20 protein-coding genes are annotated in these 21525 nt (G+C 68.0%); 14 read left to right on the forward strand and 6 right to left on the reverse strand.

The genetic code is table 11. From position 1 onward, the window contains the following. The first annotated feature begins 107 nt into the window (after positions 1-107). The 9 genes from folP (at position 108) to phoR (ending at position 9539) form a co-directional block, all read left to right on the forward strand. Positions 108-914, forward strand: a complete 807-nt coding sequence (gene folP, locus FB600_RS14050; protein ID WP_223997817.1) for a dihydropteroate synthase — start codon at positions 108-110, stop codon at positions 912-914. A 28-nt stretch (positions 915-942) separates the two neighbouring features. Then, on the forward strand, positions 943-2298 hold the full coding sequence (gene glmM, locus FB600_RS14055) for a phosphoglucosamine mutase (protein WP_098154264.1): 1356 nt from the start codon (positions 943-945) through the stop codon (positions 2296-2298). 531 nt (positions 2299-2829) lie between these two features. Next, the gene (gene pstS / locus FB600_RS14060) at positions 2830-3861 is read left to right on the forward strand and encodes a phosphate ABC transporter substrate-binding protein PstS (protein ID WP_013697368.1); all 1032 of its coding nucleotides are present in this window, start codon (positions 2830-2832) and stop codon (positions 3859-3861) included. Positions 3862-3972: 111 nt separating this feature from the next. Continuing rightward, complete coding sequence (pstC, locus tag FB600_RS14065) at positions 3973-4950, forward strand: phosphate ABC transporter permease PstC (protein ID WP_013697369.1); 978 nt, start codon at positions 3973-3975, stop codon at positions 4948-4950. Continuing rightward, positions 4947-5843, forward strand: a complete 897-nt coding sequence (pstA, locus tag FB600_RS14070; RefSeq protein WP_096749337.1) for a phosphate ABC transporter permease PstA — start codon at positions 4947-4949, stop codon at positions 5841-5843. Before pstC ends, pstA begins: the two co-directional genes overlap by 4 nt. Before the next feature lie 15 nt (positions 5844-5858). Further along, the gene (gene pstB, locus FB600_RS14075) at positions 5859-6707 is read left to right on the forward strand and encodes a phosphate ABC transporter ATP-binding protein PstB (RefSeq protein ID WP_096749336.1); all 849 of its coding nucleotides are present in this window, start codon (positions 5859-5861) and stop codon (positions 6705-6707) included. Positions 6708-6723: 16 nt separating this feature from the next. Continuing rightward, the gene (phoU, locus tag FB600_RS14080; protein WP_013697372.1) at positions 6724-7428 is read left to right on the forward strand and encodes a phosphate signaling complex protein PhoU; all 705 of its coding nucleotides are present in this window, start codon (positions 6724-6726) and stop codon (positions 7426-7428) included. 29 nt (positions 7429-7457) lie between these two features. Continuing rightward, the gene (phoB, locus tag FB600_RS14085) at positions 7458-8159 is read left to right on the forward strand and encodes a phosphate regulon transcriptional regulator PhoB (RefSeq protein ID WP_025099650.1); all 702 of its coding nucleotides are present in this window, start codon (positions 7458-7460) and stop codon (positions 8157-8159) included. Between the two features lie 66 nt (positions 8160-8225). After that, complete coding sequence (gene phoR, locus FB600_RS14090; protein WP_145756879.1) at positions 8226-9539, forward strand: phosphate regulon sensor histidine kinase PhoR; 1314 nt, start codon at positions 8226-8228, stop codon at positions 9537-9539. Between the two features lie 132 nt (positions 9540-9671). On the opposite strand, the gene ppk1 is transcribed toward phoR, so the two are convergent. Then, the gene (gene ppk1 / locus FB600_RS14095) at positions 9672-11735 is read right to left on the reverse strand and encodes a polyphosphate kinase 1 (RefSeq protein ID WP_098154263.1); all 2064 of its coding nucleotides are present in this window, start codon (positions 11733-11735) and stop codon (positions 9672-9674) included. Positions 11736-12090: 355 nt separating this feature from the next. Here ppk1 and ppx point away from each other — a divergent pair, with 355 nt between their 5' ends. Next, positions 12091-13605, forward strand: coding sequence for an exopolyphosphatase (ppx, locus tag FB600_RS14100; RefSeq protein ID WP_098154262.1), 1515 nt, complete (start codon positions 12091-12093; stop codon positions 13603-13605). 88 nt (positions 13606-13693) lie between these two features. Here ppx and FB600_RS14105 read toward each other — a convergent pair whose 3' ends face one another. From FB600_RS14105 to FB600_RS14120, 4 genes are all read right to left on the reverse strand, one after another. After that, positions 13694-14092 (reverse strand): hypothetical protein, encoded by a 399-nt coding sequence (locus tag FB600_RS14105; RefSeq protein WP_186023057.1) that lies wholly within the window; start codon positions 14090-14092, stop codon positions 13694-13696. A 288-nt stretch (positions 14093-14380) separates the two neighbouring features. Then, the gene (locus FB600_RS14110; RefSeq protein ID WP_096749332.1) at positions 14381-14779 is read right to left on the reverse strand and encodes a hypothetical protein; all 399 of its coding nucleotides are present in this window, start codon (positions 14777-14779) and stop codon (positions 14381-14383) included. A gap of 70 nt (positions 14780-14849) precedes the next feature. After that, positions 14850-16622: a S10 family serine carboxypeptidase-like protein gene (locus FB600_RS14115; RefSeq protein WP_036052029.1), complete on the reverse strand. Its 1773-nt coding sequence runs from the start codon at positions 16620-16622 to the stop codon at positions 14850-14852. A gap of 508 nt (positions 16623-17130) precedes the next feature. Continuing rightward, the gene (locus FB600_RS14120) at positions 17131-17820 is read right to left on the reverse strand and encodes a DJ-1/PfpI family protein (protein WP_047835391.1); all 690 of its coding nucleotides are present in this window, start codon (positions 17818-17820) and stop codon (positions 17131-17133) included. A gap of 147 nt (positions 17821-17967) precedes the next feature. Between FB600_RS14120 and FB600_RS14125 the strand changes: the two genes are divergently transcribed. Next, a complete protein-coding gene (locus FB600_RS14125) occupies positions 17968-18966 on the forward strand; it encodes a GlxA family transcriptional regulator (RefSeq protein ID WP_227743822.1) in 999 nt (332 codons plus the stop codon). A gap of 168 nt (positions 18967-19134) precedes the next feature. Here FB600_RS14125 and FB600_RS14130 read toward each other — a convergent pair whose 3' ends face one another. Next, positions 19135-19458: a hypothetical protein gene (locus FB600_RS14130; protein ID WP_098154260.1), complete on the reverse strand. Its 324-nt coding sequence runs from the start codon at positions 19456-19458 to the stop codon at positions 19135-19137. A 192-nt stretch (positions 19459-19650) separates the two neighbouring features. On the opposite strand from FB600_RS14130, the gene FB600_RS14135 reads away from it, so the two are divergent. The 3 genes from FB600_RS14135 to FB600_RS14145 all read left to right on the forward strand — a co-directional run bounded on the left by FB600_RS14135 (position 19651) and on the right by FB600_RS14145 (position 21481). Continuing rightward, complete coding sequence (locus tag FB600_RS14135) at positions 19651-19944, forward strand: hypothetical protein (RefSeq protein WP_098154259.1); 294 nt, start codon at positions 19651-19653, stop codon at positions 19942-19944. A 90-nt stretch (positions 19945-20034) separates the two neighbouring features. Continuing rightward, the gene (locus FB600_RS14140) at positions 20035-20406 is read left to right on the forward strand and encodes a chemotaxis protein (protein ID WP_096749330.1); all 372 of its coding nucleotides are present in this window, start codon (positions 20035-20037) and stop codon (positions 20404-20406) included. A gap of 88 nt (positions 20407-20494) precedes the next feature. Then, entirely contained in the window at positions 20495-21481 is a 987-nt protein-coding gene (locus FB600_RS14145) for a BON domain-containing protein (protein ID WP_096749329.1), read from the forward strand. Positions 21482-21525 lie beyond the last annotated feature (44 nt).

Raw genomic sequence — 21525 nt, forward strand, 5'->3', positions numbered from 1 at the left:
GTTTTGTTTCTGCTTCCGGATCATTTGATTTGAGCGTTTTCCAACCAACCCTTCCACCGTCGCTGCAATGCGGCCGCTTCACGCTGAGTTTCGAGCGCCCGCTGGTGATGGGCATCCTGAACGTGACCCCCGATTCGTTTTCCGACGGCGGGCGCTACATCGCGCGCGACGCCGCGCTGCGCCAGGCCGAGCAGATGCTGGCCGAGGGCGCCGACCTGATCGATATCGGCGGGGAATCGACCCGCCCCGGCGCACCGCCGGTGCCGCTCGACGAGGAACTGGCGCGCGTGGTGCCGGTGGTCGAGGCGCTGCAGGCGATGCGCGTGCCGCTCTCGATCGACACCTACAAGCCCGAGGTGATGCGCGCCACGCTCGCGGCCGGCGCGGACCTGATCAACGACATCTGGGGCTTTCGCCAGCCCGGCGCGCTCGAAGCGGTGAAGGACAGCGGCTGCGGGCTGTGCGTGATGCACATGCTGGGCGAGCCGCGAACCATGCAGCTCGGCGAGCCCGACTATCTCGACGTGGTGGCCGAGGTGCGGGCGTTCCTGGCCGGGCGCGCCGCGGACTTCCTCGCGGCCGGCATCGCCGCCGAGCGGATCAGCGTCGATCCGGGCTTCGGTTTCGGCAAGGCCACCATCGAACATAATTACGCCTTGCTGGCGCGCCTGCCCGACACGGCGCCGCCGCGCCCCGACGGACGCCCATATCCGATCCTGGCCGGCATGTCGCGCAAGTCCATGCTCGGCGCGCTGATCGGCAAGCCGCCGGCCGAGCGCGTGGCGGCCAGCGTGGCCGCCGCGGTCTGCGCGGCCGAGCGCGGCGCGGCCATCATCCGCGTGCACGACGTGGCGGCCACCGTCGACGCATTGAAGATCTGGGGCGCCGTGCGCGACGCGGCACGCCTCGCCTGAGAGAGAACATACGAGGAGGAATGCATTCATGGGACGTCGTTATTTCGGTACGGACGGGATCCGCGGCCTGGTCGGCGAGTCGCCGATCACGCCCGACTTCGTGCTGCGGCTCGGTTACGCGGCCGGCAAGGTGCTCGCGCATTCGAAGGCGCGCGGGGCGAGTGGCCGCCCGACCGTGCTGATCGGCAAGGACACGCGCGTCTCGGGCTACATGCTCGAGGCCGCGCTCGAGGCGGGCTTCTCGGCCGCCGGCGTGGACGTGATGCTGGCCGGGCCGATGCCCACGCCGGGCGTCGCCTACCTGACGCGCGCGCTGCGCCTGGCCGCGGGCGTGGTGATCAGCGCCTCGCACAATCCCTATCACGACAACGGCATCAAGTTCTTCTCGGCCGACGGCAACAAGCTGCCGGACGAGACCGAGGCCGAGATCGAGGCCTGGCTCGACAAGCCGCTCGCCTGCGAAGCCTCCGACGGGCTCGGCAAGGCGCGCCGGCTCGACGACGCCAACGGCCGCTACATCGAGTTCTGCAAGAGCACCTTCCCGGCCTCGTTCGACCTGCGCGGCATGAAGCTGGTGGTCGATTGCGCCAACGGCGCCGCCTACCAGATCGCGCCGCACGTGTTCCACGAACTGGGCGCCGACGTCGTGCCGATCGGCGTCAAGCCGAACGGCTTCAACATCAACGACAAGGTCGGCGCGACCGCGCCCGAGGCGCTGATCGCGGCCGTCAAGGAAAACGGCGCCGATCTCGGCATCGCGCTGGACGGCGACGCCGACCGCCTGCTGGTGGTCGACGCGGCCGGCCGTCTCTACAACGGCGACGAGCTGCTCTACGTGCTGGCGAAGGATCGCATCGAGACCGACGGCAAGGTGCCGGGCGCGGTCGGCACGCTGATGACGAATCTCGCGGTCGAGGTTGCGCTGGGCAAGCTCGGCGTGCCCTTCGTGCGCGCCGCGGTGGGCGACCGCTACGTGCTCGAGCAGTTGCGCGAGCGCGGCTGGCAGCTCGGCGCCGAGGGCTCGGGCCATATCCTCTCGCTCGACCGCCACTCGACCGGCGACGGCATCGTCTCGGCGTTGCTGGTGCTGGCGGCGCTCAAGCGCAGCGGCAAGACCCTGGCCGAACTGCTCGAGGGCGTGGCGCTGTTCCCGCAGACGTTGATCAATGTGCGCATGAAGGCCGGTGCCGACTGGAAGGGCGAGAGCTCGATCCAGGCGGCGATCGCCGCGGCCGAGCGCGAGCTCGGCGAGAGCGGGCGCGTGCTGATCCGCGCCTCGGGCACCGAGCCGGTGCTGCGCGTGATGGTCGAGGCGCGTGAGGCGGCCGATGCCCAGCGCCATGCCGAGGCGATCGCCGGCGCGGTGCGGCTCGCGACGGCCTGAGTCCGCGCCAGCGGAAACCACGACGGCGGCCAGGTTGGCCGCCGTTTTTTATTGGCGAGCCCGCGCAGGAGGGCGCCATGTTGTCGCAGGCGCACATGCGCCGAGATCATCGACCCGGGCGCGCGCCGGCGCCATTCCCGACTGATCCACTCAACTATCCACCCCGGATTCCACAGACGAAATCGTTTGCGCGCCCGAAATCCTTCCGTTTCATGACATTTCATCTAAGCTGCTTGAGCGCCGTCGCCGGTCCGCCGACCGGGTGAACAATCGGCGCTGACGTGCACGTTTACGATGCGCGAGCAGAGGGGGCGGACCGCGCGGCGATGTCCGCGCGCCGCCCGGCAACCCGGCGCAAGCCTTGCCGGCCGGGCCCGCGGCGCCGGCGGCAGGCGGTCGGCGAAGCCCGGGCGCCAGCTTTCGGTCTGTCATGTTGCTGTCACGCCAGGTTCATCAATTGTCACATTACTGTCATGGACACCCCCTAATCTTCGCGGTGCCGTAGTCATCCGCTCACACACTGGAGGTCTCATGAAATTGATGCAAACCGCGTTTGCTGGTCTGGCCGGCGCGCTTTTCGCTGTCGCCGCTCACGCAGTCGACGTCACCGGCGCGGGCAGCACCTTCGCAGCCCCGATCTACTCGAAGTGGGCTGCCGAATACCAGCAAACCGGCGGCGCGAAGATCAACTACCAGGGCATCGGCTCGTCCGGCGGCCTGAAGCAGATCGACGCCAAGACGGTTGACTTCGCGGGCTCGGACGCGCCGCTGAAGGACGACGAACTCGCCCAGAAGGGCCTGTTCCAGTTCCCGACGGTGGTCGGCGGCATCGTTCCCGTGGTGAACGTCCCGGGCATCAAGGCCGGCGAAATCACGCTGTCGGGCGAAGTGCTCGGCGACATCTACCTGGGCAAGATCAAGAAGTGGAACGACCCGGCGATCGCCGCGCTGAACCCGAAGGTCAAGCTGCCGGACCTGGACATCGCCGTGGTCCGCCGCGCTGACGGTTCGGGCACCTCGTTCATCTGGACGAACTACCTCTCGAAGGTCAACGACGAGTGGAAGACCAAGGTCGGCGAAGGTACCACGGTCAACTGGCCGACCGGCACGGGCGGCAAGGGCAACGACGGCGTCGCCGCCTTCGTGCAGCGCCTGCCGGGCGCGATCGGCTATGTCGAATCGGCCTACGCGAAGAAGAACTCGATGATCTACGTCGACCTGAAGAACGCCTCGGGCGCCGTGGTCACGCCGGACGCGAAGACCTTCGCGGCAGCCGCTGCCGGCGCGAACTGGTCGAAGTCGTTCTACCAGATCCTGACGAACGAGCAGGGCAAGGACGCGTGGCCGATCGTCGGCGCGACCTTCGTGCTGCTGCACACCAAGCAGGACAAGCCGGAGCAGGGCGCCGAAACGCTCAAGTTCTTCGACTGGGCCTTCAAGAACGGCGGCAAGGCCGCGACGGACCTGGACTACATCTCGCTGCCGGCGTCGGTCACGGCCGAGATCCGCAAGCAGTGGAAGACCAAGGTGACGGACGCCTCGGGCAAGCCGGTCGCGGAATAAGCCTGGGGTAGCAGCAAGCAAGTCGTGGTCGCGTCGTCCGGCATGTGCCGGGCGACGCGTGCGGTACCGGCGGGCGGCCCGTGGCCCCCGCCATCGAACCTTCAGGCGCCCATGTCCGACATTCCTCTCACGTCACGCCCCGCCGGCCAGATGCGCGCGCCCGGCCGGCTCGGCGACGTCATCTTCGGCGGCCTCACGCGCATCGCCGCGGTGGTGACCCTGCTGGTGCTCGGCGGCATCATCGTCTCGCTGATCATCGCCTCGCTGCCGACCATCGAGAAGTTTGGCCTCGGTTTCCTCTGGCGGTCCGAATGGGACCCCAACGCCGACGTCTACGGCGCGCTGGTGCCCATCTACGGCACCATCGCCACCTCGCTGATCGCGCTGATCATCGCCGTGCCGGTCAGCTTCGGCATTGCCCTGTTCCTGACCGAGCTGTCGCCCGTGTGGTTGCGACGCCCGCTCGGCATCGCCATCGAATTGCTCGCCGCGATCCCCTCGATCGTCTACGGCATGTGGGGCCTGCTGGTGTTCGCGCCGATCTTCGCGGCCTGGTTCCAGAAGCCGCTCGGCCAGATCCTCGGCCCGGTGCCCTTCATCGGCGCGCTGTTCCAGGGCCCGCCGATCGGCATCGGCCTGCTCTGCGCTGGCGTGATCCTGGCGATCATGATCATCCCGTACATCGCCTCGGTGATGCGCGACGTGTTCGAGGTCACCCCGGTGCTGCTGAAGGAATCGGCCTACGGCATCGGCTGCACGACCTGGGAAGTGATGTGGAAGATCGTGCTGCCCTACACCAAGAGCGGCGTGATCGGCGGCGTGATGCTCGGCCTGGGCCGCGCGCTCGGCGAGACCATGGCCGTCACCTTCGTGATCGGCAACACCAACCTGCTCGACAACATATCGCTGTTCTCGCCGGGCAACAGCATCACCTCGGCGCTCGCCAACGAATTCGCGGAAGCCGCGCCGGGCCTGCATACCTCGGCGCTGATGGAACTCGGCCTGATCCTGTTCGTGATCACCTTCATCGTGCTGACGATCTCGAAACTGATGCTGCTGCGCCTCCAGAAGGGAGAAGGCAAGAAATGAGCGAACGCGTCCTGAACATGCCGGGCGGCCAGTCCGGCGCCGCGCTCGAAGCGATGCGCTCGCGCCTGCAGGCACGCCGCAAGCGCACCAATGCCGTCGCGCTGACCCTCTCGCTGGCCGCGATGGCCTTCGGCCTGATCTGGCTGGTCTGGATCCTCTACACCACGCTGCACCTGGGCATCGGCGGCCTGTCGATCGAACTGTTCACGCAGTCGACGCCGGCGCCGGACAGCGAAGGCGGTGGCCTGGCCAACGCGATCGTCGGCAGCCTGATGCTGGTCGCGCTCGGCACCCTGGTGGGCACCCCGATCGGCGTGCTGGCTGGCGTCTACCTGGCCGAATACGGCCAGAAGAACTGGCTCGCGAGCCTGATGCGCTTCATCAACGACATCCTGCTGTCGGCTCCCTCGATCGTGGTCGGCCTGTTCGTCTACGCGGTGGTGGTGGCGCCCTCGGGCCGCTTCTCGGGCTGGGCCGGGGTGATCTCGCTGGCGCTGCTGCAGGTGCCGATCGTGATCCGCACCACCGAGAACATGCTGAACCTGGTACCCAACGCGCTGCGCGAGGCCTCGTTCGCGCTCGGCACGCCGAAGTGGCGCATGATCATGAAGATCACGCTGCGCGCCTCGATCGGCGGCATCATCACGGGCGTGCTGCTGGCGGTGGCGCGGATCGCCGGCGAAACGGCGCCGCTGCTGTTCACGGCACTGTCGAACCAGTTCTTCTCGGTCGACATGTCCAAGCCGATCGCCAATCTGCCCGTCACGATCTACAAGTTCGCGATGAGCCCGTTCGCGCAGTGGCAATCGCTCGCCTGGGCGGGCGTCTTCCTGATCACGCTGGGAGTGCTGGGACTGAACATCCTGGCGCGCTCGATCTTCTCGAAAAAGTAACGGCGGAGCAATCCGATGAACATGGCAGAGAGCCACCTCAATCCGATCGAACACGGCAACGCGCCCGCCGGCGGCAACGCGGCAAACGGCCAGCGCCCGCTCGCCCCGCTCGACGCGAAGATCGAAGTCGACAACCTGAACTTCTTCTACAACAAGTTCCACGCGCTGAAGAACATCAACCTGCGCATTCCCGAAGGCAAGGTGACCGCCTTCATCGGCCCGTCGGGCTGCGGGAAGTCGACGCTGCTGCGCACCTTCAACAAGATGTACGCGCTCTATCCCGAGCAGCGTGCCGAAGGCGCGATCATGATGGACGGCGAGAACCTGCTGGAGTCGAAGCAGGACATCTCGCTGCTGCGCGCGCGCATCGGCATGGTGTTCCAGAAGCCGACCCCGTTCCCGATGTCGATCTATGACAACATCGCGTTCGGCGTGAAGATGTTCGAGAAGCTCACGCGCTCGGAAATGGACGACCGCGTCGAGTGGGCGCTGACCAAGGCCGCGCTCTGGAACGAGGTGAAGGACAAGCTCAGCCAGAGCGGCTACGGCCTGTCGGGCGGCCAGCAGCAGCGTCTGTGCATCGCGCGCGGCATCGCGATCCGCCCGGAAGTGCTGCTGCTCGACGAGCCGTGCTCGGCGCTCGACCCGATCTCCACCGGCCGCATCGAGGAGCTGATCGCCGAGCTCAAGAGCGACTACACGGTGGTGATCGTCACGCACAACATGCAGCAGGCGGCGCGTTGCTCGGACTACACGGCCTACATGTACCTCGGCGAGCTGATCGAGTTCGGCGACACCGAGAAGATCTTCATCAAGCCGGCCCGCAAGGAAACGGAAGACTACATCACCGGCCGTTTCGGTTGACGAGGGAGCGACAATAATGACCGACAAGCATCTGTCCAGCCAGTTTGACGCCGATCTGAACGCGGTGTCGTCCAAGGTCCTGGAAATGGGCGGCCTCGTCGAGGCCCAGATCACCGAGGCGATCCACGCGCTCAACGAGTTCGACCGCGAAGCGGCCGAGCGCGTGATCGCCAACGAGGATCGCCTGAACCTGATGGAAGTCGAGATCGACGAGGAGTGCGGCAACATCATCGCGCGCCGCCAGCCGGCCGCGCGCGACCTGCGCCTCCTGATGTCGATCTCCAAGACCATCACCAACCTCGAGCGCGCCGGCGACGAGGCCGAGAAGATCGCCAAGCGCGTGCGGCGCCTGGCCGACGAGCCGATCGCCCGCGGCGTGAACATCGCCGAGATCAAGGTCTCGGGCGAGATGGCCGTGACCATCCTGCGCCGCGCGCTCGACGCGTTCGCGCGCCTGGACACGGTGGCCGCCGCGCAGATCGTCAAGGACGACAAGGAAATCGATCTGGAATTCCGCGCCTTCGTGCGCAAGCTGGTCTCCTACATGCAGGAAGACCCGCGCACCATCTCGGTCGGCCTCGACTTCCTGTTCATCGCCAAGGCGATCGAGCGGGTCGGCGATCACGCCAAGAACATCGCGGAATTCATCATCTACATCGTGAAGGGCACCGACGTGCGGCACCAGCCGCGCGACCTGCTCGATCGCGAAGCCAATAGTTAACCCACGTCAGAGGACGCACCGAGGTGCCGATGCCCAGCAACATTCTCGTCATCGAAGATGAGCCCGCGATCTCCGAATTGATTTCGGTGAACCTTCAGCACGCGGGACATTGTGCGATTCGCGCGTACAACGCGGAGCAGGCCCAGAACCTGATCAGCGACGTGCTGCCTGATCTGGTCCTGCTCGACTGGATGCTGCCGGGCAAGTCGGGGATCGCCTTCGCGCGCGAACTGCGCAACAACGAGCGTACCAAGCACATCCCGATCATCATGCTGACCGCGCGCGGCGACGAGCAGGACAAGGTGCTCGGCCTGGAGATCGGTGCCGACGACTACGTCACCAAGCCGTTCTCGCCCAAGGAGCTGATGGCGCGCATCAAGGCGGTGCTGCGCCGCCGCGCGCCGCAGCTGACCGAGGACGTGGTCTCGATCAACGGCCTGCGCCTGGACCCGGCCACGCACCGGGTGGCGGCCGCCGCCGAGGGCAACGAGATCAAGCTCGACCTCGGCCCGACCGAGTTCCGCCTGCTGCACTTCTTCATGACGCATCCGGAACGCGTGCACAGCCGCACCCAGCTGCTCGACCAGGTGTGGGGCGACCACGTGTTCGTCGAGGAACGCACCGTCGACGTCCATATCAAGCGCCTGCGCGCGGCCCTCAAGCCGGCCGGCTGCGATGCTATGATCGAAACCGTGCGCGGCAGCGGCTACCGCCTCGCCAAGCACGCGTGACGCGACGCGGCGCATGAAGCCGGCGCCGCGTTTCGCCTCCATCCCGTTTCCTGTCGAGCGCCAACCATGAACATCATCTGGGCGCGCTTTCTGGTGTCGCTCGTCCTGCTCGCGCTGGTCGCGACGCTGGCCGGCGTGACGATCGGCGTGCGCGCCGGCCTGGCCGTGGCCGTCGCGCTGCTGGTCGCGCAGGCATTCTTCAGCACCTTCCACACCCAGCAGCTCTGGCGCCTGCTCGATGCGCCCGTGTACGGCGAAGTGCCGAGCGCGCCGGGCATCTGGGGCGAGATCTACTACCGCCTGCACAAGCTCGCCAAGCAATGGCACGCCCAGGTGCGCCAGGTCGAGCAGCAGCATTCGCGCTTCATCCAGGCGATCCAGGCCTCGCCCAACGGCGTGGCGATGCTCGACGACCACGACCAGATCGAATGGTGCAATGCGATCGCCGAGCTGCATTTCGGGCTCGACGCCAAGCGCGACCTGCGCCAGCACATCACTCACCTGGTCCGCCATCCCGACTTCGTGCGCTATCTGAATGCCCAGCACTACGACGAGATGCTGGTGATGCGCGGCATGGGCGAGGGACGCCAGCACGTGATCGCGGTGCAGGTGTTCCCCTACGGCGACAACCGTAAGCTGCTGCTCACCCAGGACATCACCGAGGTCGAGCGCACCGACGCGATGCGCCGCGACTTCGTCGCCAACGTCTCGCACGAGCTGAAGACGCCGCTCACGGTGCTCTCGGGCTTCCTCGAGACGCTGCGCGAACTGCCGCTGTCGGACGAGGAGCGCGCCCGCTACCTCGACATGATGGAGCAGCAGGCCGGGCGCATGCGCAAGATCGTCACCGACCTGCTGGTGCTGGCCAAGCTCGAGGGCGAGGGCAAGCCGCCGACCGACAAGCCGGTCGACATGGGCGACGTGCTCGGCCACCTGGAGGACGTCGCGCAGACGCTGTCGGCCGGCCATCACGAGATCTCCTTCGAGATCGACGACACGCTCAGCGTGACGGGCGCCGAGACCGAGATCTTCAGCGCGCTCGGCAACCTGGTGACCAATGCGGTGCGCTACACGCCCGAGGGCGGCAAGATCCGCGTCTGCTGGCGCCGCGACGGCTCGCAGGCGGTGTTCTCGGTGAAGGACAGCGGCTTCGGGATCCCGGCCGAGGACCTGCCGCGGCTCACCGAGCGTTTCTATCGCGTCGACCGCAGCCGCTCGCGCGATACCGGCGGCACCGGCCTGGGCCTGGCGATCGTCAAGCACGTGCTGCAGCGCCACGACGGCCAGTTGCTGATCCAGAGCGAGGAAGGGCGGGGCAGCACCTTCACGGCGCGCTTCCCGGCGCAGCGCACGGTGGTGCGCCGGCCGCGCGCGGCCTGAGGCGGGCCGGCGGCAGCCGCCGTCCATCCGGTTCCCGTGCCCTGTTCGCGGCGCGGCAAGCAAAACGCCACTCGCTAGCGAGTGGCGTTTTGCATTGCGCGGCGGTTGAAGCGGCCCGGGATCGGCGCGGCCTCAGCCGCCGAACTTCTCCAGCAGGCCGAGCTGCGCGCTGCGCCGGGTCTTGCCCGAGCGGCGGCGCTTGTAGTGGCCGTCGCTCTGCATCACCCAGGCCGATTGATTGTCGCCGAGGAATACCGACAGGCCCTCGGCGATCACGCGGCGCTTGAGCTTGCGATCGTGGATCGGGAAGGCCACCTCGACGCGGCGGAACAGGTTGCGATCCATCCAGTCCGCGCTCGACAGGTAGACCTGCTCGGCGCCGCCGGCATGGAAGTAGTAGATCCGGTGATGCTCCAGGAAGCGCCCGATGATCGAGCGCACCGTGATGTTCTCCGAGAGGCCGGGCACGCCCGGCTGCAGCGCGCACACGCCGCGCACGATCAGGTCGACCTTCACGCCGGCCTGCGAGGCCTCGTAGAGTTCGGCGATCACCGAGGGTTCGAGCAGCGCGTTCATCTTGGCGACGATGCGCGCGCGCTTGCCGGCGCGCGCATTGGCGATCTCGTTGCGGATCCCCTCGATCAGCTTCGGATGCAGCGTGAACGGCGATTGCCACAGCTCGTGCAGCTTGAGCTCGCCGCCGATGCCGGTGAGCTGCTGGAACACGTGGTGGACGTCCTCGCAGATCCTCTCATCGGCCGTCATCAGCCCGAAGTCGGTATAGAGGCGCGCCGTGCGCGGATGGTAGTTGCCGGTGCCCAGGTGCACGTAGCGGCGCAGCACGGTCTTGCCGCCACGCTTCTCGCGGCGCACGATCAGCACCATCTTGGCGTGGCACTTGTGGCCCACCACGCCGTACACCACGTGCGCGCCCACCGCCTCCAGGCGCGAGGCCCAGTTGATGTTGGTTTCCTCGTCGAAACGCGCCAGCAGCTCGACCACCACCGTCACTTCCTTGCCGTTGCGCGCGGCTTCCATCAGCGCGTCCATCAGCGGTGAATCGGTGCCGGTGCGGTAGATGGTCTGCTTGATCGCGACCACGTTGGGATCCCTGGCCGCCTCGCGCAGCAACTCCAGCACCGGCTGGAAGCTCTCGTAGGGGTGGTGCAGCAGGATGTCGCCGCGATCGATCGCGTCGAACATCGAGGTGTCGTTGGCGATGGCCGCCGGCGTGGACGGCGTGTGCGGCACGAACTTCAGCTCGGGCAGGTCGACCAGGTCGGGCAGCTGCATCAACCGCACCAGGTTGACGGGGCCGTCGGCCCGATAGCAATCGCGCTCGTTGAGCTCGCTCTCGTCGAGCAGGCGGCGCACGATATGGGCCGGCGTGTCGGCCGACACTTCGAGCCGCACCGCGTTGCCGAGGTGGCGCGCCGGCAGTTCGCCCTGCAGCGCCACGCGCAGGTTGGTGATCTCGTCCTCGTCGACGAACAGCTCGCTGTTGCGCGTGATGCGGAACTGGTTGCAGCTCCTGACCACCAGCTTCGGGAACAGCTCGCCCACGAAGCGCTGCATCAGCGAGCTGAGCAGCACGAAGCCGTGACGGAAGCCCGACAGCTCCTGCGGCATGCGCACCAGGCGCGGCAGCGCGCGCGGCGCCTGCACGATGCCGAGCAGGGCCTGGCGGCCGAAGGCGTCGCGGCCTTCCAGCTCGACCACGAAGTTCAGGCTCTTGTTGAGCACGCGCGGGAACGGATGGGCCGGATCGAGCCCGATCGGCGTGAGCACCGGCAGCAGTTCGTCGAGGAAGTAGGCGCGCGCCCATTCGAGCTGCGCCTCGCTCCAGGTATCGGTGCCGTGGAAATAGATGCCTTCGGTCTCGAGCGCCGGGAAGATGGTCTCGTGCAGCATCGCATATTGCTTGTGCACCAGGCGTTGCGCGCGGTCCACCACCAGGTCGTAGACATGCTGCAGCGACATGCCGTCGGGCGACAGCGCGCCCGGGTTGTCGCGCATCTGCTCCTGCAGCCCGGCCATCCGGACTTCGAAGAATTCGTCGAGGTTGCTGCTGGTGATGCAGATGAAGCGCAGCCGCTCGAGCAGCGGTACCTGCGGATCGGCGGCCTGCGCCAGCACGCGCTCGTTGAAGCCGAGGATGCCTAGTTCACGGTTGAGCAGCGGGTAGCGGATGGACATCGGCAGCGAGGATGGCAGATCGGGCGCGGCGGGCAGAAACGGAAGTTCGGAAATTCTCACGGTGCGATGACATCTTGATGACGTATTTGATCTTGTTCTGGAATGATACGGCTTGACATTCCATGATTTGATGACGACTTGATGACAATCACAGTTTTGTCTACAAATAATACGTCCGCCCAAGCGGAAACTCACCACCTGTTTCAATCGATACAAATCGCGGATACTGCGGTGGAGCGCGGCAGGGCGCGATGATCCGACACCGCAAGCGCGCCAGCCTTTAGAATGTCGCGTTTGTCATGCACTGGGCCGGCACGGCGGCGACTTGCCGGCCTGAGAACGGAGCTTCTACCCGATGGTTACATCCCCGCAATTGCTCGCCGCCGTCGATCTCGGCTCGAACAGCTTCCGGCTGATCGTCGGCCGCGTCGAGGAAACTCCCGCGGGCAGCCAGATCTACCCGGTCGACGCGCTGCGCGAGCCGGTCCGTCTCGCGGCCGGCCTGTCGCGCGACAAGATGCTCGATCGCGCCTCGCAGGAGCGCGGCTGGGAGGCGCTCAAGCGCTTCGGCGAACGGCTGCGCGACTTCCACCCCGATCACGTGCGTGCGGTCGCCACCAACACGCTGCGCGTGGCGAAGAACGCCGGCGAATTCCTGGTCGAGGCGGAAGCCGCGCTCGGTTTCCCGATCGAGGTGATCGCGGGCCGCGAGGAAGCGCGCCTGATCTACGCGGGCGCCGCGCATTCGGTGCCGGCCAGCGCCGGCAAGCGTCTGGTGGTCGACATCGGCGGCGGCTCGACCGAGTTCATCATCGGCCAGCACTACACGCCGATCGTGATGGAAAGCCTCTATATCGGCTGCGTGAGCCATAGCCGCCAGTTCTTCCCGGCCGGCAACGTCGACGAATACACCATGCGCCAGGCCGAACTGGCCGCCAAGCGCGAAATCCAGATCATCTCGGGCGAGTACAAGAAGGCCGGCTGGGACCAGGCGATCGGTTCCTCGGGCACGGCCCGCGCGCTGGCCGAGCTGGTCGAGGGCAATGGCTTCAACGACGCCGGCATCTCGCACGGCATCTCGCGCGGCGGGCTGGAGCGCCTCAAGCGCGCCCTGATCAAGGCCGAGAACGTCAACCGCCTGAAGCTGGTCGCGCTCAAGCCGGACCGCATCCCGGTGCTGGCGGGCGGCCTGTCGATCATGCTGGCGGTGTTCGAGGAGCTCGGCATCGACTACGTCGACACCACCGACGGCGCGCTGCGCCTGGGCGTGCTCTACGACCTGCTCGGCCGGGCCCAGCACGAGGACATGCGCGCCGTGACGGTGGAAGGCTTCATGCGCCGCTACGGCGTCGATCGCCCGCAGGCCGACCGTATCGCCTCGCTGGCCACCAGCTTCTACGACCAGCTTGAACACACCGAAGAAGCGTCCCGCGAGGAAGATCGCACCTTCGTCGGCTGGGCGGCCGCGCTGCACGAGATCGGCCTGTCGATCTCGCACAGCGCCTATCACAAGCATTCGGCCTATATCGCCAGCAATGCCGACATGCCGGGTTTCTCGCGTACCGACCAGGCTCGCCTGGCGGCACTGGTGCTCGGTCACGCGGGCAAGCTCGGCAAGCTCTCGCAGTCGCGCGACGTCGAGTGGCCGCTGCTGTTCTGCCTGCGCCTGGCCGCGCTGCTGTGCCGTCGGCGAACCGATGCGGGCCTGCCCGAGATCTCGGTATCGCACGTCAGGAAGGGCGGCTACGAGGTCCGGCTGCCGAGCAGCTGGGTCGAGCAGAATCCGCTCACCGACTACAGCCTGAGCCAGGAAGCAGCGGAATGGGAGAAGGTCGGGATTCCGTATCGCGTGGTCTATACCGAAGCCTGACGAGCCTCGCCTCGGCCGGCCCGTTCCAGGGCCGCCCGTGCCTCGACGGCCGCACCCAGGTGCGGCCGTTGTCGTTTTCGGCCGATCCCTACGGGGTGCAGACGATCGCGGTAAGGAACGGGAAGGCGGCCTTCACGGTGGCCTGGCTGCCGGCGGCGCGCACCTTGGCCTCGACGGCGCTCTTCGAGCCGCGCACCACCACGCCGTAGCCCCATTCGTCGATCGGCTTGCCGTCGCCGTGCTGGAACAGCGGATCGTCCTGCTGGTAGCCGAGCACCACGTAGACCGAGAAGCCGTAGGCGCTGAGCGGGTGCTCGGTATGGAAGGCATTCATCGAGTTCGACTCGACATGCATCGGCTTGGTCTGGATGTCGCCGGCCTCGGCCAGCGGCGCGATGAAGCGATGGCCGTTCGACGAGCAGTCGAGCGCGGCGTCGAGCGCCTTGGGCTCGGCGGCGAGGGTGGTGGCCGAGGCGGCCAGGCTCATGGCGCCCAGCAGGGCGCAGGCGAGGCCGGCGGCCCCGAGACGGCGTGTTTTCATAGGCGGAGGATCGGTGATGTTGTTGTACTGGTCAACGAGGAAGCCGGCTGCCGAGGCGGCCGGCCCGCGATGCCCGGTGGCTTGAACAGGCCCTGGCCTGATCGTCCGGTATGTGACCGATCATAACGAAAACGCGGCGGCGGCGCAGCCTGACCGTCGCCGCCCCGCCCGTGGCTCGGGCGGGGCGGGTGGGCGAGGGCGTGCCGTGCCGCCGCGTGTTGCCGCTCTTGCCGCTTACTGCTGTTGCTGCAGGTACTGCCTGACCTGCTGCATGCTCACGCGGCCGCTGTGCGCGGTATCGATCTGGTCGAAGTTGCGCGCGATGAAGGGCAGGCCGTCGGCCTGGGCCTGGGCCTTGGTGATCGACTGGCCGTTGGCCAGCGCGCTGTTGGTGGCCAGGCTCGAGGCCAGCCGCGACTGGGCCTGCTGGGCCAGGTCGTTGCCGGTGGTGGCCGCCGCAGGCGCGGCGAGCGGGCGCCGCGGCAGGAACGGGCCGTCCACGCCGCCCCTGAGCGGCACCGGAGTGGAGACGGCCTGTTGCGTGGCCGCCATGGCCTGGGTGGCCGGCAGCACCGGCAGCGCGAGCAGCAGGGCGAGCGCGAGCAGGCGCGCGATCGGATGGGATTGGATCATGGCTTGTCTCATCGATGAGGTTGGCGTGGCGAACGCGGGCCGCCCGGCGGGCGGCGCCGCGCCTGTCGGTTCAGCGGGCCGCGACCGCGGTCTTCAGCGTCGGCGTGCCGGCCGGGCTTTCGTCGGGCCAGGGCGCCGGCAACTGCGCCAGCGACAGCGCGTTCGAGATCGGCTGGTTGGCGAAGAACGAGACCAGGTCCGACCTGAGCTGCGGCCGCGCGACATTGTCGAGATAGATCATGTGGCCGCCCTGGTAGAAGGTCATCTGCAGGTTCGGGTTCAGGCCCGGCACCGTCTGCAGCCGCGCGAGCTGGTTCTCGGTCAGGAAGAACGGCGTGGCCAGGTCGTGATAGCCGTTGGCCGACAGCACCTTCAGCTGCGGGTTCAGCTGCAGCGCCGCGAGCAGGTCCGGGATCGTGTCCGGCACCGCCTGGCCCGCGTGGCTGAAGTCCCAGGCGCCGATGATGTCGTTGTTGAGGGTGGCGTAGGTCGCGTTGGGCGCCTCGAAGCCGAGCTCGTTGGGCAACTGCGTGGCCAGCGCATTGGTGAAGGGCTGGGTGATCAGGATGTCGGAGGGATCCGAATCCTGCTGCAGGCGCGGGTCGCTGCTCGGCAGGATCACGCGGCCGTCGTAACGGCCGATGGTCGAGCCCGGTACCAGGTTGGTGCCGTAGTAGTCGTTGCCGAAGTAGGCGTTCAGCGAGGCGACCGACATGTTGGTCTGCGTCGACCATTGCGACAAGGTGTTGTTGTCGGGGAAGGTCGGGTTCGGCACCAGCGGGCTGCCGGCGAAGAAGAAGGTCGGCGCGTAGGTGGCCAGCTGCGAATACTGCGCGGTCACGAAGTTCTGGATCTGCAGCGCGAACTGGCCGTTGCTGGTCGGCGCCGGCGAGACCTGGTTGAAGTAGGCCGCCACCTGGGCATAACCGAGGAAGTAGCCGATCATGCCGTCGGTCGTGTACTTCAGCTCCAGCGCGTTGTTGGCCGCGTTGCCGTTGGTGATCGCGTAGGTTTCGCCGGGATCCGCGAAGTAGTTGAGGATCGAGGACTGCAGCACGATGCCGGTCAGGTTCACGCCGGCCGATTCGACCGACAGCGCGAGCATGTCGGTGCGCGGCGTGCCGTAGGACTCGCCGTACAGGTAGAGCGGCGAACTCGCGCGATTGTTCACCGCGATGTAGCGGCGGATGAAGTCGCGCATCACGCGCACGTCCGGGTCCGCGCCCCAGAAGGTCTGGTTGGTGTTCGGTGCGATCGCTTCCGAGAAACCGGTGCCGGGCGGGTCGATGAACACCATGTCGGTGGTGCCGATCAGGCTCTCGTCGTTGCTCACCAGCGGGAAGTTCGGCCAGTTCGTCATCAGCGGATCGGGCGTGGCCACGCGGGTCGGCGCGAACGAGCCGAGCCGCAGCCAGACCGAGGAGGAGCCGGGGCCGCCGTTGTAGAAGAAGGTGACCGGGCGCGGCTTGCCGTCCTGGCTCGGCGCCGTGTAGGCGACGTAGGACATGCTCGCCTCGGCCTTGCCGCTCGGATCGATCGCGGTGAGGTGGCCGGTGGTGGAGGTGTAGCTGACGGTCTTGCCGCCGCCCGTCCACTGGCGATGCATGACGGCCGCCGATTCGTTGACCTGCGAGGCCTGCAGGTTCGCGCCGGCGCTGGTGGAGTACGCGGTGTTGTCGGTGAAGGGATGGTTCGCCGAGGCGTCGACCGAGGCGATGCTGCTGCTGGTGCCGTCGCCGCCGCACGCGCTCAGCGCGAGCGCCGACATCGACAGGACGATCCCTCCGATTTGCCGGATCGCACGCTGCGATCCGCGCCCCAGACCCTGGTTTCTCTCTTTCATTCTTGCTTCCTTTTCCTTTCGATTTATTTAAATCAATCAGGATGGTGATGCAATCGCGGCTTTATGGGCTTGAATTGCGCCAGATTCATTGTTTTTATGGTTTATCGACTCGCGTGGGTCGGCAAGCAGCGTAAGAATGAAAAATATTTGCGTCAATCGAAATTCGAAAAATTTCGTGTGGAGTTTTGTAACGGGGATTTTGTTGCGATGCGGCGCGATGGGTGTCGCCATCGGCAGGCAGGGCGGCTTTGAGCGGGGGATGGGGGAAGGTACCGGTTCCCGGCATCGGAAAAGGCATGCGCGCGATTGACGGATTCGTTGCGCGGCGGGTGGCTCGAATGAACTATTCGGGTAATCGCGGAAAGTGGATTGGCTTATTAAAAAATCCCCGAATCTTTACCAATTGCTTTCATGTGAAATCCCGCCGGTGGATTAATGTTTTATTCGGCCTCATGCAGTCGCGCGATAACGCGCGCGCACCTTCGGGGGCAGGGCGCGCGCCGCAATCTCAATGCCCGGTGCCGAGCCGCTCGGCGGCGCGCTTCACCAGGGCCTCGCGGGTCGCGTAGATCGGCGCGTAGCGCTCGCGCACGGCTGCGACCACCTCGGCCGGCGCCGTCTCGGGGCTGCCGGCGTCGAACGGCGGCGCGGGCGCGTATTCGATCGACAACTGGGTGGCCTGCGCGACGGCGTCGCCATGCAGCTCGCGCGCGATGGTCAGCGCGAAATCGATGCCGGCGGTGATGCCGCCGCCGGTCACGAGGCTGCCGTCGCGAACCACGCGCTCGCGCACCGGGGTGGCCCCGAAGGCTTCGAGCAACGGCAGGAAGGCCCAGTGCGTGGTGGCGCGCCGGCCTTGCAGCAGGCCTGCCGCGCCGAGCACCAGCGAGCCGGTGCAGACCGAGCTCAGGTAGCGCGCGGTGCCGGCGGCCCGGCGCAGGAAGGACAGGGTCGCATCGTCGAGCAGCAACTCGCCGATGCCGCGGCCGCCCGGCACACACAGCACGTCCACCGGCGGGCAATCCTCGAAGCGCGTATCGGGACTCAGCGTCAGGCCATGCGCGGCCTGCACCGGCGCGCCGTCGCTGGAGACCAGGTGGACCGTCGTGTCGGGCAGGGCGGCGAACACGTCGTAGGGGCCGACCAGGTCGAGCGCCTGGACGCCGGGAAACATCAGCAATGCGATTCGATGGGACATGGCTAACTCCGCGGTGGAAATCCAAGAGGAAGATTTCGTGCCATGGTAGCCAGCGCATCGGGACGGGACAATTCGCTTGCCTGACAGGATCGACAAATTTCCTGCCATCATGCGAGGTATCCCGCCGATCCCGTTCCTGGAGCCCGCATGTGCGCCGCCCTCGCCACCGTTCCCCGTTCCGCCCGGGCGCCCCGGCGTGCCTGGTTCGTGCTGCCGCCGCGCGTGCACATGCTCGACCTCGGCGGCCCGCTGCAATTGATCGCCTCGTTGGCGCCGCTGCGCATCGCGGCGGTCGAGACCTGCTGCATCGGCGCGGACGCGACGCTGGACAGCCACCAGGGCCTGCGGATCGCGAATCTCGCGCCCTTGCCCGAGCGCGTGCCGGCCGGCGACTGGGTGATCGTGATCGGCTCGAAGCACGACTTCCGCGCGCCGCCGTCGGCCGAGTACGCGCAACTGGTGAGCTGGCTGCGGCGCGTGGTGGCGCCGCAGCGCGAGCGCATCGTGCTGGCCGGCGTCTGCACCGGCGCCTTCCTGCTCGGCGCGGCCGGGCTGCTGGACGGCCAGGCCTGCACCACCCATCACGCGCACCTGACGCGCCTGCAGCAGCGCCATCCCGAGGCGCGCGTGCTGGCGAACCGGTTGCTGGTCGACGAGGGGGCGCTGCTGACCTCGGCGGGCGTGGCGGCCGGCATCGATCTCGCGCTGCACCTGATCGCGAGGCAGTTCGGCGCGGCCGCCGCGATCGAGGTGGCGCGCGAGAACGTGGTGCCGTTCCGGCGCATGAGCGGCGACGCCGCGCTCGACGCGCAACTGCGCTATCGCGACCACGATCACGAGCTGATCCACGCGGTGCAGGATTTCCTGGTGGCCGAGCCGGCCTGCACGCTGTCCTATACCGAGCTGGCCGGGCGTTTCGCGCTCAGCTATCGACATCTCGCACGGCGCTTTCGCGATGCCTGCGGCATCACGCTGAAGGCCTATCATCAGCAGTTGCGGATCGCGCGGGCCAGGCAACTGCTGCGCGACAGCGACGCGCCGGTCGAGCGGATCGCCGAGCAATGCGGCTTCGCGAGCGTGCAGGCGTTCCGCTCGGCCTGGCGGCAGATCGAGACGCTGTCGCCGAGCGCCTGGCGCGCGGCCTGAGGCGCGCGTGAGGCGGCGCCGCTGCAATGCGCGGCACGCGTGCCCGCCTCGCGCCGGCCGACACGCTGGTCGAGCGCCAAACGAGCCGCTGCGCGCCCACCCCGAGCCGGCGGTTATGGGGCAGGGAGGGGCGGGGCAGCACGAGCGGGGCAGGCACGAGCGCGCGGCTCAGTGGCTGCGCAGCAGCCGCTGCAGATAGTGCTCGCAGCGCGCGCGCAGCGCCGCCATCTGCGGCGAGTGCTCGTCGACCAGCAGGCCGTCGACGAGGCCCGGGTGCTGGCCCGAGGTCGCGACCTCGTAGATCTCGCCGGCCAGGCCGCGCGCGGCCATCGCGATTCGAATCCGATCGAGCCAGTCGCATTCGACGCGATGGCCGCCCAGCCAGCCATGCGTCGCGGTAACGACGCGATCGGGCGGCATCCAGCGCCCGGTCTGAATGCGCGCGACCAACTGGCTCGTCACCAGGTAACGAAGCAGGTCGACTTGGGTCACAGAGCGTTCCTCCATGCTTGAACGGCGGCGTCGCGCCCGATGCGCCGCGCCGGAGCCGCGTCGGCACGAATGGCCGGGGATGCGGCGGCGTTTCCCGTGTTTCCCCGATTCAGCAAGCCCCGTGCCACTGGGGCGAGCACGGGCGGCACGCGGCTTGCTGCGCTTCAGGTTCCATCCAACACCGGAGGTCCTATGCAACACGATCCGACACGACCAGTGTGGCGCGCGCTCGCGATGGGCACGCTGTGCGCGGCGCTGCTTGCCGCGGCCGGCTGTTCGAAGCAGAGCGACAGCGGCGGCGCGGGCACTGCGCCCTCGGCATCGAGTTCGGCGAGCGACAGCGGCGCGCAACCGGGTGCCGCGACCGGCGTGACGCCGGCGCCGATGTCGCCGGGTGCCGCTTCCGACGCGACTGGCGCCTCGGGTGCCGGCGATTCGTCCGGTGCCTCCGGTGCCATGGGCGCTTCCGGCGCCTCGGGAGGCTGAACACGCACCCCTGAGCGCGATCCGCGCGAACCCTGAACGCCAACCCTCCCGCCGGCCGCTCGCCGGGCGGCGGTTCAACCAGGAGGCCGAATGAACAGCACCCTGAACCCCGATAACGAGCCGCTCGACCCGGATGACGGCCGGCCCGTCGCCGACACGCTCGGCCCCAGCGATTCGTCCGACAGCGGCAGCGACACGCGCGGCGCGAAGCGTCGCCCGTTCGACATCGACAGCGAACTCGACGCGCATGCGCTCGAGCGCGGCGAGGCGGCCGGCGCGGCCGGCACCGATCGCGCCGGCACCGGCGAGCGGGCCTCGGCCGATGGCGATGCAGGCCTGGTCGACAACGAGGACATCGAGCCCGATCGCACCGCTCGCCTGGTGGGCGACGACGAGGACGAGGACGCCCGGGCGCCCGACCCGACCCTGCCGGCCGGCGGGGCGGGATCCCGTCGCCGTTGATCCGGGAAATCTTTCAATACGATTGAAGTAAACGACGAATCCGGCCGCGCCGGGATCCGGCCGGCCCTTACCGATCGAGGAGGAAGCGATGCAAGGACGCCATCCGAATCGCTCGCGACACGCCCGCGAGCCTGCGAACTGGCAGGAGCGCAACGAACGCGCGTACTGGGGCAGCGACGAACGCGACCTGCCGCACTACGACGACCTGCTGCTGCCCGACGACGAACGCGATATCGATTTTCACGACGCCCGCGACCAGTTGCCCGGCGATCGGTTCGACGAGCGACGCTGGCGCGCCGGGCCGCGCGAAGCGGCCGGCCGCGATCGCGAGATTCCCCGGCCGCGCGAGCGCGACGGCTCCGACGAGGCGTATCGAGAGGCCTACCAAGAGGCATACCGGCAACCTCTCCGCCCGGACGCAAGAGCGGGGGCGGGGGACGAGCCGGGGCGTCGCGGCGAGCCCTCGCGGGTACACGGCGAATCGCGGCGCCCGGGCACCGACGCGCGCGGGCCGGGCAACGCGGGCCGGGGCGACGACTACCGCGACCGGCCCGACGGCGACCGGCTCGACGAATCGGGCGGCGGCCACGGCGCGCCGTCCCATGCGCGCTACGACCCGCGCTTCGCGCCACCCGCGCGCGGCGGCCAGCGCGCCGCGCCGCGCATTCGTGGGCCGAAGGGCTACACGCGCTCCGACGAGCGGATTCGCGAGGATGTCTGCGAGCGCTTGGCCTATGCCTTCGACCTCGACGTCAGCGAGGTCAGCGTGGCGGTGCGGGAGGCTTGCGTGCGGCTCGAGGGCAGCGTGCCCGAGCGCTGGATGAAGCACGAGATCGAGGACCTGGCCGCCAGTTGCGTGTGGGTGCGCGACGTCGACAACCAGGTACGGGTGCCGCGCGATGCCTCGCGCGACGAACTGCCGAGGCCGCTGCCGCGCGCCGACGCGCTCTCGCATCCGGCCGCGCATCCTGGTTCGCCCGACCCGGCCGCGCATCCTTCCGGTGCGATCGGTCCTGCGGGGCCGGCCGGACCTGGGGCAACGACAGGCGCCGGGCCCGATGGCCATCGCCACTGAATCGCCTTCGCCGTGACGACGCACGCGCGGCGAGGGTGGCGCGG

It is taken from the genome of Burkholderia sp. SJZ089 (assembly GCF_007828315.1).
Taxonomy (GTDB): Bacteria; Pseudomonadota; Gammaproteobacteria; order Burkholderiales; family Burkholderiaceae; genus Burkholderia; species Burkholderia gladioli.